Genomic DNA, 12,502 nt, shown 5'->3' with positions numbered 1-12,502 from the left:
TCAGCCGAGCCGCACTCGCGGATCGATGAACGCATAGAGGACGTCGACGATGATGTTGGCCACGATCACGAACGAGCCCAACAGGATCACCAGACCGACCAGCGTCGGCAGGTCGTAGGCCTGGTTGGCATCGACCGCCAGTTTACCGAGACCGTTGTAGTTGAACACGGTCTCGGTGATGATCGCGCCGCCCAGCAGGCCGGCGAAGTCCAGGCCGGCCATCGTCACCAAGGGGGTGAGGGCCGCGCGCATCGTGTGCTTGACGAGCACCCGCCGGGGCGCCAGGCCCTTCGCGCGTGCCGTGCGCAGGTAGTCCTCGCTCATCGACTCCAGCACGAAGCCACGCGTCATTCGGACATAGCCGGCCATGTAGAACAGCGCGAGGGTCAGACCGGGCAGGAAGAGGTTCAGCGCCCAGCTGCCCACACCGCCCTCGGCTATCGGGGTGTAGCTGGGGATCGGGAACAGCCCCCATTTGATCGAGATGAACTTGAGGAAGAACAGCCCGATCCAGAAGGTCGGGAAGGCATAGAAGATCAATGACGTGCCGACCAGGCCGCGATCGATGATGGAGCCCTTCCTCAGGGCCGCTATCACCCCGAGCGCAACACCACCGATGATCCACATGATGAAGGCGGCCACTGCCAGGGACGCGGAGATGGGGAACGCCCGTTTCAGCTCGGTGGTGACGTTCTCAGTGTTGACCACCGAGTAGCCCATGCAGGGTGCCCCGCAGTGCGAGACCAGCTGGGGCGCCTCCTTCTGGAGTGCCTTGTCCTCGGGATAGTCGCGGCCCTGGACCACACCGACCGCGAACTCCTTCCACTGCACGACGGGCGGCTTGTCGTAGCCGAGCGCCTTGCGCACCTGCTCGATCAGCTGAGGCGAGCAGTTCTTGCCGCAGGCGAAGCGGGCGGGGTCGATCGGCGAGGCGAAGAAGAGCAGGTAGGTGATGAAGCTCATCACGATGAGCATCACCACGCCGACGAAGACTCGTCGCACGACGTACGCGATCATTTCTCAAACCACCTCGTAGGCCGGTCCGGCCACTGGCTGGGCATGGGCAGGAGGTCGTGGCCGGTTCACGCCCACCACCTCCGTCACGCGTGTCCGGGGCGGGGCCGCATGCCGCGTCCCCACCCCGGTGCCGGGGTGGTCGTGAGAGTCACGACCACCCCGGCCACGTGGTTGTTTCAGCTACTCCTGCTCAGTGCTGCACACCGATCGGACCGAGGTCCGGGTACATCGCCGAGGCGGGAGTGGTCTCGAACCCGGTCACCTTCGACCCGTGCACGAAGTAGAACTTCTGGATCTCCAGCGGGATGTACGCGGTGTCCTGTCCGAGGACCGCGTCAGCCTGCTGAAGCGCCTGGGTCTGCTGGTCGAGGCTGGCGGCACCCTGTGCCTGGTCGACCAGCTTGTTGAAGGCGGCACTCTTGTAGTCGCCGTAGTCCTGACCCACCGAGGCCGACGAGACGTTCGGGCGGTAGTCGAACAGCGGCGGGGTCACCGTGATGGCTGACGGCCAGTCAGATCCCCAACCGCCCCAGATCACGTCGCTCTTCTTCTTCGGCTGCTGGATCACCGAGTAGTAGACGTCGCCCAGACCGTCGAGCGTGGTCTTGAACCCGGCCTTGTCCCAGCCCTGCTTGAGCGCCGCGGCCTGCTTGTCCATGGTGTCGGAGCTCGGGTAGGTGAAGGTGATCGGGTACGGCATCTTCACGCCGGCCTGCTGCAGCAGCTTCTTCGCCGCCGCCGGGTCACCGGCCTCGGGGATGTTCGCGAACGACGGGTTCGCCTTGTAGCCCACGACTGCCGGGTTCACGATCGACTTCGCCGGCGCGTACGCCTTCGAGCCACCACCGGCGTTGATCCACGCCTGGACGTCAGTCGCCAGCGCCAGTGCCCGACGAACCTTCGGGTTCTTCATGTTGTCGAAGTTCGGGACCAGGTAGTCCACGAACGGCGACATCACGTTCACCGAGCGGGCCGCGACGGGCCCGGTGATCTGGCTGTAGTAGGACGGTGGCACGCTCTGCAGCGTCACGGCGTCCTGGTCCTGGCCGGAGTCCTTGATCAGGCGGTCGTAGATGGTCTCGGTGGTCTGACCGATGTCCATCACGATCTTGTCCGGCAGCGCCTTGCGGATGTTGGTCGAGTCCGTGCTTGCGTCGTAGTTGGGGTTGCGTACGAACGTGCCACCCTTCTCCTTCGACCACGAGTCGGGGCCGCCCTGGAGCTCGTAGGGCCCGTTGGAGAAGATCTGGTAGTTCGACTTGTCGCCCTGGTCCTTGTCCTTGCGGTAGGGGTCCATCATGTGCAGGGCCGCCACCGCGAGCGGGAAGTCGGGCCACGGCTTCTTGAAGTGGTAGGTGATCGTCTGACCATCGCAGGTGATCGCCTTGTTGAAGGCCGCCACGTCGTTGTTCTTCGTGGTGTAGGGGCCCTTGTACGCCGGCAGTCCCGTCTTCGGGTCGGTCGGGATGTCGAGGTAGGAGAGCAGGTAGTTCGGCCCACCGGTGATCACGTCGGTCGCGAACACGCGGGAGGCGCCGTACTTGAAGTCCTCACAGGTGATCGGCTTGCCGTCCTGCCACTTCACGCCGTTCTTGACCGTGAACTTCCAGGTCTTGGCGTGGTCGGAGGACGTTCCGGTGTCCGTCGCCAGGTCGGCGACCGGCTTGTTCGACACGGCCGGGTCCGTCGAGATGGGGAACGCGACCAGCTGACGGTTCGTCAGGCGGGTCATGTTCGACAGCTCGACACCGAGGTAGGTCCGCTGCGGGTCATTGTGGTCGAACGGCTTGTAGATGTAGTAGTACAGCGTGCCACCGCGCGTCGCGCTGGCGTTGTTCGTCGTGCCGCTGGAGCCGTTGCTTCCGCACGCGGCAAGCGAGATCGACATCGCCGCAGCAGCAGCAACCGCTAGCGTCTTCTTTCGATAGCTGGCCATTACCTCTCCTCTTCTCTGTGTCGCGCCGAGATCGGCGGCACAATCGGCAGCGCGCTGCTGCCGAAGCCTGTGGGATCCCCCATGGTCATGCTCATCGGTCGCCCTTGGGGTCGAGAGCGTCCCGGATGCCGTCACCGAGCAGGTTGAAGCTGACCACGATGATCGCGATCAGCAGTGCTGGGAAGAAGAAGAAGAAGAAGTCGGACTGGCTGTAGTTGATCGAGGACGTCAGCACGTTGCCCAGCGTCGGCGTCGGCGGGTGGATGCCGACGCTGAGGAAGCTCAGCGCAGCCTCCGCGGAGATGTAGGCCGGCATGATCAGGGTGAACAGCACCAGCACCGGCGCCCACAGGTTGGGCAGGATCTCCTTGAAGTAGAGGCGGCGACGGGACGCACCGAGCAGCCGGGCGGCATCGACGAACTCGCGTTCGCGGATCGAGAGCACCTGGCCGCGGACGACGCGGGCGATGTAGGGCCAGCCGAAGATGCCCAGCACCAGCATCACGTAGGCACCGTTCGGGAACGGGTCGGAGGCGTTCCCGGGCGCATATTTGGCGACCAGGGCGACGCCGGTGCCGGACAGCGCCAGCAGCATCAGGGTCTGGGGGAAGGACAGCGTCAGGTCGATCAGCCGGCCGATGGTCGCGTCGACCATCCCTCCGGTGAAGCCGGAGATGATGCCGAGCACGACCCCGATCACGATCGCCACGATGGTCCCGGACAGCGCGATGGCCAGCGAGAAGGTGATGCCGTACCAGAGCCGGGACATCGCGTCCCGGCCGGTGCCCGGCTCGACGCCGAGTGGGTGGTGGATGCTGATCCCGCCGATCGAGCCCTTCGGGATCCCGCCGAGGTTGGCGTTGAGCAGGCTCTGGTGGAACGTGAACGGGTCGATGACACCGACCTTGACCAGCAGTGGCGCCAGCAGCGCCAGGATCACGTAGATCGCCACCACCACAAAGGCGATCATCGAGAGCCCGTCCTTGCGGAACCTGCCGAGTGCGAGCCGGGTCGGGGACTGCCCCGCGACCTTGCTGTCGTCGGCCACCACCTGATCGAGCGGCGTCTCCAGGCTGCTCTCGATCTGAGACATCTACACCTCGTCGACTGCGTCGGTCGGACATTTCGGTGACGCTGACACGAGATCGTCGCGCTTGCGCCGTCGGAGACTCTATGTGACGCAGGGCGCACGAACGATCACCTACGGGTAACGATCTGAACACGACCAGCCCCCGCAGGCGGTCCGCAGAATCAGTCCTCGGGCAGGAGATCCTTCGCCGGGACGGCGTCGACACCGGCCTCTTTGCGCTGCTGGGCCGTGATCGGAGCGGGCGCGGACGTGAGCGGATCGAAGCCGCCGCCACTCTTGGGGAACGCGATCACGTCCCGGATCGACGGGGTATGCGCAAGGAGCGCGACGATCCGGTCCCAGCCCAGCGCGATGCCGCCGTGGGGAGGGGCGCCGAACGCGAAGGCGTCGAGCAGGAACCCGAACTTCTCCCGCGCCTGCTCCTCACTGATCCCCATCACCTCGAAGACCCGCTCCTGGATGTCGCGCCGGTGGATCCGGATCGAGCCGCCACCGATCTCGTTGCCGTTGCAGACGATGTCGTAGGCCCACGCCAGCGCGTTGGCCGGGTCACGGTCGAATGTCTCGAGATCCTTGGGGCTGGTGAACGCGTGGTGCACCGCGGTCCAGGCGCCCTCGCCGACGGCCACGTCGCCTGCTGCGGTGGCCTCGTCGGCCGGCTCGAACAGCGGCGCGTCCACGACCCACAGGAAGCTCCACGCGTCCTCGTCGATCAGCCCGCAGCGCCGGCCGATCTCGAGGCGTGCGGCGCCGAGCAGCGCGCGACTCGGCTTGGTCGGGCCCGCGGCGAAGAAGATGCAGTCGCCCGGCTGGGCGCCGACGTGGGCAGCGATCCCGGCTCGCTCGGCGTCCGAGATGTTCTTCGCCACCGGGCCGGCGATCTCCACCGAGCCGTCCTCGGACTGCTTGAGCAGCAGGTAGGCCAGGCCTCGAGCGCCGCGCTGCTTGGCCCAGTCCTGCCACGCGTCGAGCTGCTTGCGCGGCTGGCTGGCCCCGCCGGGCATCACCACGGCGCCGACGTACGCCGCGTTGTCGGGCGAGAACACCCGGAACGGTGTGGCCTTGAAGAACTCGGTGCAGTCGACGAGCTCCGCAGCGAACCGCAGGTCGGGCTTGTCCGAGCCGAACCGGGCCATCGCCTCGGCGTACGTCAGCCGCGGCAAGGGTGCGGGCACCTCGACCTCGATCAGGCCCCACAGCGCCTTGAGGACCTCCTCGGTCAGCGCGATGACGTCGTCCTGCTCGACGAAGCTCATCTCGATGTCGAGCTGGGTGAACTCCGGCTGCCGGTCAGCGCGGAAGTCCTCGTCGCGGTAGCAGCGGGCGATCTGGTAGTAGCGCTCCATGCCGGCCACCATCAGCAGCTGCTTGAACAGCTGCGGGCTCTGCGGCAGGGCGTACCAGCTGCCCGGCTGCAGCCGCGCAGGCACCAGGAAGTCGCGGGCGCCCTCGGGCGTCGAGCGGGTCAGCGTCGGGGTCTCGATCTCGACGAAGTCGTGCGCGTCGAGGACGTCGCGGGCGGCCTTGTTGGCCCTGCTGCGCAGCCGCAGCGCCGCGCTGGGGCCGCTACGGCGTAGGTCGAGGTAGCGGTGCCGCAGCCGCGCCTCCTCCCCCACGTCGCCGCCCTGGTGGGACGCGGCGTCGTCGACCGGGAACGGCAGCGGGGCCGACGCGCTGAGCACATCCACCTCGTCGGCAATGACCTCGATCTCGCCGGTCGGCAGGTGAGCGTTCTGGTTGCCCTCGGGACGTCGGGCGACGTGCCCGACGACCTTGAGGCAGAACTCGCTGCGGAGGTTGTGCGCGACCGCCTCGTCGCGGATGACCACCTGCACGACGCCGCTGGCGTCGCGCAGATCGATGAACGCCACCCCGCCGTGATCGCGCCGGCGGGCCACCCAGCCGGCGAGGGTCACGGTCTTGTCGACGTGCGCAGGCCCCAGGGTGCCGGCGTCGTGGGTGCGGATCACTGGGTGGTCTCCTCGATCTGTTCGGTCAGGGCACGGGCCATCTGGTCAAGAGGTACTTCACGTTGGTCGCCGGTGTCCATCGACTTCAGCTGGGCCACACCGGCCGCAAGGTCGCGCTCACCGAGGACGACGACGTACGGCGCCCCCGATCTGTCGGCCGACTTCATCGCGCCCTTCAGGCCGCGACCACCGAAGGACTGGTCCGTGCGCAGCCCCGCCCGCCGCAGCTCGGCGGTCAGCAGGGCCGCCCGCTCGCGGGCGGCACCGAGGGGGACGACGTAGACGTCCAGACGGTGCTCGGGCCCCGGGGTCAACCCCTCGGCCAGGCAGGCCAGGTACGTGCGGTCCAGACCCAGTCCGAAGCCGATGCCGGAGAGCTCCTGGCCGCCCAGCTCCGCCATCAGGCCGTCGTAGCGGCCGCCCCCACCGATGCCGGACTGGGCACCGAGGCCATCGTGGACGAACTCGAACGTCGTGCGGGTGTAGTAGTCCAGGCCGCGGACCATCCGTGGGTTGATCGCGTACGCCGTGCCGCTGCCCTCGAGCAGCACGCGCACCTCCCGGAAGTGCTCGGCGCACTCCGAACACAGGTGGTCCAGCATCAGCGGGGCGTCGGCCAGCTGGGCGACCACCTCGGGCCGCTTGTCGTCGAGCACCCGCAGGGGGTTGAGCACCGCTCGCTCACGGGTCGCATCGTCGAGGTCGAGACCGGACAGGAACGTGGTCAGCCGCTCGCGGTACGCCGGACGGCAGCGCGCACAGCCCAACGAGGTCAGCTCGGTTCGGAAACCAGTCAGCCCGAGCGACCGATAGCCCTGGTCGGCGATCGTGACGACCTCGGCGTCCAGTGCCGGGTCGTCCGAGCCGATCGCCTCGACGCCGAGCTGCTGCAGCTGGCGGTAGCGGCCCTTCTGCGGCCGCTCGGCACGAAAGAATGGACCTGCGTACCAGAGCTTGACCGGCAGTTGGCCACGATCCAGGTGGTGCTCGATGACACTGCGCATCACCCCGGCCGTTCCCTCGGGTCGCAGGGTCAGCGACCGGTCGCCGCGGTCGGTGAAGGTGTACATCTCCTTGGAGACCACGTCGGTCGACTCGCCCACGCCGCGCACGTAGAGCGAAGTGTCCTCGAAGACGGGCAGCTCGATGTAGCCGTAGCCGGCTAGCACCGCCGGTCGGGACAGGGCCTCGCGCACTGCGAGCCAAGTGGCCGACTCCGGCGGGAGATACTCCGGGACACCCTTCGGTGCCGCGATCGCGTCGTTCATCCCCGGTCCCGTCACAGGCCTCGGGTGACGCGGCCCACCGGGCCCTCGTCGAGGAGCTCGCGCAGGAACGGGTTGGTCGCCCGCTCCCGCCCGATGTCGGTCTGGCCGCCGTGGCCGGGCAGCACCACGACGTCGTCGGGCAGCGTCAGCACCTTCTCGCGCAGGCTGCGCAGCATCTTCGCGTGGTCACCACCGGGGAGGTCCGTGCGACCGATCGAGCCCTCGAAGAGCAGGTCACCGGAGAACATCACCTCGGAGACGTCCTGCTGACCGTACGGCGTACGGAAGGTCACCGAGCCCTCGGTGTGACCGGGTGTGTGGTCGATGACGAACCGCAGGCCGGCGAGCTCGAGGTCGCGTCCGTCCGCGAGCTCCTCCACCCGGTCGGGCTCGGCGAACTCGTAGCCACCGCCGAGCAACATCGCCGTGGTCTCACGTGACATCCCCGCCATCGGGTCGGTGAGGAGGTGCCGGTCGTCGGGGTGGATGTAGGCGGTGGCGTCGTAGGTGCCCGCGACCGGGGCGACGCACCACATGTGGTCGACATGGCCGTGGGTAAGCAGTACCGAGACCGGCTTGAGCCGGTGTTCGCGCACCACCCGGGCCACACCGTCGGTCGAGTCCTTGCCCGGATCGATGACCACGCACTCCGTCCCGGGGCCGGTCGCCACCACGTAGCAGTTGGTGCCCCACGGACCGGCCGGGAAGCCTGCGATCAGCACGACGTCGTCTCCTGCATCGTTCGGTGGTGGTCGGCGGCCGGATCGTCGCGGCGCCACGAGGAGCAAGCCTACTGGCCCGTGCTCCTGCACCGGACATGCGTACGATTGGCCGCGACGTCCGACGGGCTGACACCGACGAGCAGGGGACATGAGCGAGCAGACGACACCGCCGATGCAGCCGACCGGGCCCGCCACCTTCGGGCGGGTGGCCGAGGACGGCACGGTCTACGTCCGGGTCGGCGACACCGAGCACGAGGTCGGCCAGTACCCCGAGGGCACCCCGGAGGAGGCGCTCGCCTTCTTCACCCGGCGTTACGAGTCGGTCGCCTTCGAGGTGCAGCTGCTCGAGCAGCGGATCCACAAGGGCGCGCTGTCACCGGACGAGGCGCTCAGCTCGATCGACCAGATGGTCGCCTCGCTGGCCACTCCGCACTGCGTGGGCGACATCATCGCCCTGGTCGCCCGGCTCGACGCGCTGCGGCCGTTGATCAGCCAGCAGCGCGAGCAGCGCCGCGAGGACAAGGTCCGCCGTACCGAGGACGCGAAGGCGCGCAAGGAGCAGATCGTCGCCGCGGCGGAGAAGGTCGCCGGTGGCCGCGACTGGCGCAACGGCGCCAACCGGTTGCGCGATCTGCTCACCGAGTGGAAGGCCCTCCCCCGGATCGACCGTGCCTCGGACGACGCCCTCTGGCACCGGTTCTCGGCCGCGCGGACGGCGTACACCAAGGCCCGCAAGGCGCACTTCGCCCAGCTCGACGAGAGCCGCGAGGCCGCGCGGGGGGTCAAGGAGCGCCTGGTGAAGGAGGCCGAGGCGATCGCCGACTCCACCGACTGGGGCGCCACCTCGGCCCGCTACCGCACGCTGATGCAGCAGTGGAAGGCTGCCGGCCCGGCACCCAGGGGCGTCGAGGACCAGCTGTGGCAGCGGTTCCGCGCGGCCCAGGACACGTTCTTCGGCGCACGCGACGCCGCCAACGCGGCTCAGGACGAGGAGTTCCGGGCCAACGCGGAGAAGAAGCGCGCCCTGCTGGTCGAGGCCGAGGCGCTGCTCCCCGTCAGGGACCTGGACGCAGCCAAGCGCGCGTTCCGCGACCTCGCCGAGCGCTGGGACGCGGCCGGCAAGGTACCGCGCGACCAGATCAACGACCTCGAGGGCCGGATCCGCAAGATCGAGCAGGCCATCCGCGGCGTCGAGGACGACCAGTGGCGCCGAAGCGACCCCGAGAAGTCCGCCCGCGCCGACGACATGGTCGGCAAGCTCCGCGACGCCATCGCCGCCCTCGAGTCCGACCTCGCCTCAGCCCGCGCCGCCGGCGACCAGTCCCGAATCAGCGCTCTGGAGTCCGACCTGGCCTCCCGCCGCTCCTTCCTGGAGATGGCGGAGAGGGCGGCGGCCGAGTTCGGTGGCTGAGCTCGGGCGACCTTTCCCAGGTTAGGAACCCAAAGTCGTCCTTCACCCAGGAGAGTCGCTGTGTGAGGAGGGACCTTTCTGGGGGAAGTACGGCGGTCCCGCGTTTCTCACCTGGAGGTCAGGCGCGCTGCGTCACTGGGTGACGCGATAGGCGTCGAAGACACCGTCGACGCTGCGCACCGCCTTGAGTACGACGCCGAGGTGCTTGGGGTCGGCCATCTCGAAGGTGAACCGACTCTTGGCGACACGGTCTCGGCTGGTGCTCAGCGAGGCGGACAGGATGTTCACGTGCTGGTCGGAGAGCACCATCGTGACGTCGGAGAGCAGCCTGGCCCGGTCCAGGGCCTCGACCATGATCTGCACCAGGAAGGTCGACCGGGCGGTCGGCGCCCACTCGACGTCGACCAGCCGCTCGGGTTGGCTGGACAGCGACGCGGCGTTGGTGCAGTCCTTGCGGTGCACCGAGACCCCCGAGCCGCGGGTGACGAAGCCGATGATCTCGTCGCCGGGGACCGGCGTGCAGCAACGGGCCAGCTTGACCAGGAGGTCGCTCACCCCCGGAACGATCACGCCGGAGTCCGTGGGCGCCGCTTGTGCCTTGCGCGGCCGGGTGATGCTGACCGCCTCGGCCAGGTCCTCGGCGGCCCCCTCGCGGCCGCCGTACAGCTCGATCACCTTGCGTACGACGGTGCGCGCGCCGAGGTTGCCCTCGCCGACGGCGGCGTAGAGCGCGGACACATCGGCCAGCCGCAACTCCTGGGCGACCTGGGTCAATGAGTCGTGGGTCATCACGCGCTTGAGGGAGACGCCCTCCTTGCGCATCAGCCGCGCGATCTCGTCCTTGCCGTGCTCGATCGCCTCCTCGCGGCGCTCCTTGGTGAACCACTGCCGGATCTTGCTGCGTGCGCGGGGCGACTTGGTGAAGCCGAGCCAGTCGCGACTCGGGCCCGCGTTGACGGCCTTGGAGGTGAACACCTCGACGACGTCGCCGTGCTCGAGCTGCGACTCCAGCGGCACCAGTCGTCCGTTCACCCGGGCCCCGATGGTGTGGTGGCCGACCTCGGTGTGGATCGCGTAGGCGAAGTCGACCGGTGTGGCGCCCGTAGGCAGACCGATCACGTCACCGCGCGGTGTGAAGACGTAGACCTCAGCGGCGTTGATCTCGAAGCGCAGCGACTCCAAGAACTCCCCCGGGTCCTCCATCTCGTTCTGCCAGTCCAGGAGCTGGCGCACCCACGCCATGTCGTTCTGGCCGCCGGAGGCAGCGGTGTCGGCAGCTCTGCTCTCGACCCCGGTGCCCACGTCCTCCTTGTACTTCCAGTGCGCGGCGACGCCGTACTCCGCGCGCCGGTGCATCGCGAACGTGCGGATCTGCATCTCGACCGGCTTGCCCTGCGGCCCGATGACCGTGGTGTGCAGCGACTGGTACATGTTGAACTTCGGCATCGCGACGTAGTCCTTGAACCGCCCCGGGATCGGGTTCCAGCGGTTGTGCAGCAGACCGAGCACGCCGTAGCACTCCTGGTCGGTGTCGACCAGGATCCGGATGCCGACGAGGTCGTAGATGTCGGAGAACTCCCGACCGCCGTGGATCATCTTCTGGTAGATCGAGTAGTAGTGCTTCGGCCGCCCGGTCACGCGCGCCTTGATCCGACCGCTCTTCAGGTCCGACTCGACCTGCTCGATCACCTGCCGCATGAACTGGTCACGCGAGGGCGCCCGCTCGGCGACCAACCGCACGATCTCGTCGTAGATCTTCGGGTGCAGCGTGGCGAAGGCGAGGTCCTCCAGCTCCCACTTCAGGGTGTTCATGCCGAGCCGGTGAGCCAGCGGGGCGTAGATCTCGAGCGTCTCGCGGGACTTGCGTTCCTGGGTCTCCGCCTTCACGTAGCGCAGCGTGCGCATGTTGTGCAGCCGGTCGGCGAGCTTGATGACCAGCACCCGGATGTCCCGGCTCATCGCCACGATCATCTTGCGGATGGTCTCGGCCTGCGCGGAGTCGCCGTACTTGACCTTGTCGAGCTTGGTAACGCCGTCGACCAGCTGGGCGACCTCGTCACCGAAGTCGGTGCGCAGTTCGTCGAGCGTGTACGGCGTGTCCTCGACGGTGTCATGCAGCAGCGCGGCGACCAGGGTCGGCTCGGTCATGCCGATGTCGGCCAGGATGGTGGTGACCGCGAGCGGGTGGGTGATGTAGGGGTCACCGCTCTTGCGCATCTGCCCGCGGTGGTGCCGCTCGGCCACGTCGTAGGCGCGCTCCAGCAGGGCAAGGTCCGCCTTGGGGTGGTTGGCCCGTACCGCCCGGAAGAGCGGCTCGAGGACCGGGTTGCCCACCTGACGGCTGGTGCCGATCCGGGCCAGCCGCGCACGCATCCCGCGTCCGCTCTGCGGCACCCCGACCGTCGGGGGCTTCGTCGCGGGGGGACTCGCTGGCGTCGTGGTGGCAGGGGCCTGCTCCGTCCCCGTCGAGACGCCGTCCTCTGCCATGGGCCAAGTGTAGGCAGCCCCGCCTGCGTGGACTCGGGCGCGCAGGCTCAGCGCAGGGTCAGACGGTGTACAGCGCGGTGACCGGGAGATCGCCGACCTTGCTGCGCCCGTCGAGGAAGGAGAGCTCCATCAACACCGCCAGCGCGGTCACGGCCCCGCCACAGGTCTCGACCAGCTCGGCGGTGGCTGCCGCCGTACCGCCGGTGGCCAGGACGTCGTCGACCAGCAGCACCCGCTCGCCGGGGGCAACGGCGTCGACGTGCATCTCGAGGGTCTCGCTGCCGTACTCGAGGTCGTAGCTGACCCGGTGGGTCTGCCAGGGAAGCTTCCCCGGCTTGCGCACGGGGATGAACCCGACCCCGAGGGCCAGTGCGACCGGAGCGGCCAGGATGAAGCCCCGCGCCTCCATCCCCACCACCTTGTCGACCGCGACCGCGCCGGTCGCGTCACGCCCGGCCGCGGCCAGGGCTCGGACGACCTCGGTGAACGCGAGGTGGTCGTCGAGCAGCGGCGTGATGTCCTTGAACATCACGCCGGGCTTGGGAAAGTCCGGGATGTCCCGGATCCGCTTCTCGATCAGGGTGGCGAGCTCGGTCACGAC

At 68.4% G+C, this 12,502-nt stretch carries 9 protein-coding genes; 1 reads left to right on the top strand and 8 read right to left on the bottom strand.

Translation table 11 applies throughout. The features are described from left to right. From Q9R13_RS01475 to Q9R13_RS01450, 6 genes are all read right to left on the bottom strand, one after another. The gene (locus Q9R13_RS01475; protein WP_310963264.1) at positions 1–1,017 is read right to left on the bottom strand and encodes an ABC transporter permease; all 1,017 of its coding nucleotides are present in this window, start codon (positions 1,015–1,017) and stop codon (positions 1–3) included. A 190-nt stretch (positions 1,018–1,207) separates the two neighbouring features. Further along, entirely contained in the window at positions 1,208–2,953 is a 1,746-nt protein-coding gene (locus Q9R13_RS01470; protein WP_310963263.1) for an ABC transporter substrate-binding protein, read from the bottom strand. Between the two features lie 91 nt (positions 2,954–3,044). Further along, on the bottom strand, positions 3,045–4,046 hold the full coding sequence (locus Q9R13_RS01465; protein ID WP_310963262.1) for an ABC transporter permease: 1,002 nt from the start codon (positions 4,044–4,046) through the stop codon (positions 3,045–3,047). 158 nt (positions 4,047–4,204) lie between these two features. Beyond that, positions 4,205–6,013: an aspartate--tRNA ligase gene (aspS, locus tag Q9R13_RS01460; RefSeq protein WP_310963261.1), complete on the bottom strand. Its 1,809-nt coding sequence runs from the start codon at positions 6,011–6,013 to the stop codon at positions 4,205–4,207. Continuing rightward, positions 6,010–7,281 carry a histidine--tRNA ligase gene (gene hisS / locus Q9R13_RS01455; RefSeq protein ID WP_310963260.1) on the bottom strand — a complete coding sequence of 424 codons (1,272 nt, stop codon included), beginning with the start codon at positions 7,279–7,281 and terminating at the stop codon, positions 6,010–6,012. The genes aspS and hisS overlap by 4 nt, the downstream gene beginning before the upstream one ends. An 11-nt stretch (positions 7,282–7,292) precedes the next feature. Further along, a complete protein-coding gene (locus Q9R13_RS01450) occupies positions 7,293–8,003 on the bottom strand; it encodes an MBL fold metallo-hydrolase (protein ID WP_310963259.1) in 711 nt (236 codons plus the stop codon). Positions 8,004–8,151: 148 nt separating this feature from the next. On the opposite strand from Q9R13_RS01450, the gene Q9R13_RS01445 reads away from it, so the two are divergent. Further along, entirely contained in the window at positions 8,152–9,414 is a 1,263-nt protein-coding gene (locus Q9R13_RS01445) for a DUF349 domain-containing protein (protein WP_310963258.1), read from the top strand. A 132-nt stretch (positions 9,415–9,546) separates the two neighbouring features. Here Q9R13_RS01445 and Q9R13_RS01440 read toward each other — a convergent pair whose 3' ends face one another. Continuing rightward, on the bottom strand, positions 9,547–11,787 hold the full coding sequence (locus tag Q9R13_RS01440) for a RelA/SpoT family protein (protein WP_310965008.1): 2,241 nt from the start codon (positions 11,785–11,787) through the stop codon (positions 9,547–9,549). 172 nt (positions 11,788–11,959) lie between these two features. Further along, positions 11,960–12,499 carry an adenine phosphoribosyltransferase gene (locus Q9R13_RS01435; RefSeq protein WP_310963257.1) on the bottom strand — a complete coding sequence of 180 codons (540 nt, stop codon included), beginning with the start codon at positions 12,497–12,499 and terminating at the stop codon, positions 11,960–11,962. Positions 12,500–12,502: the final 3 nt, after the last annotated feature.

It is taken from the genome of Nocardioides marmorisolisilvae (assembly GCF_031656915.1).
GTDB lineage: Bacteria > Actinomycetota > Actinomycetes > Propionibacteriales > Nocardioidaceae > Marmoricola > Marmoricola terrisoli.
This window is presented reverse-complemented; position numbering and strand designations above follow the sequence as displayed.

Excerpts from the sequence above, each read along its gene's own strand:
- Q9R13_RS01475 (WP_310963264.1), bottom strand. The coding sequence starts at position 1,017 with ATGATCGCGTACGTCGTGCGACGAGTCTTCGTCGGCGTGGTGATGCTC.
- Q9R13_RS01470 (WP_310963263.1), bottom strand. The coding sequence starts at position 2,953 with ATGGCCAGCTATCGAAAGAAGACGCTAGCGGTTGCTGCTGCTGCGGCG.
- Q9R13_RS01465 (WP_310963262.1), bottom strand. The coding sequence starts at position 4,046 with ATGTCTCAGATCGAGAGCAGCCTGGAGACGCCGCTCGATCAGGTGGTG.
- hisS (WP_310963260.1), bottom strand. The coding sequence starts at position 7,281 with ATGAACGACGCGATCGCGGCACCGAAGGGTGTCCCGGAGTATCTCCCG.
- Q9R13_RS01445 (WP_310963258.1), top strand. The coding sequence starts at position 8,152 with ATGAGCGAGCAGACGACACCGCCGATGCAGCCGACCGGGCCCGCCACC.
- Q9R13_RS01440 (WP_310965008.1), bottom strand. The coding sequence starts at position 11,787 with ATGCGTGCGCGGCTGGCCCGGATCGGCACCAGCCGTCAGGTGGGCAAC.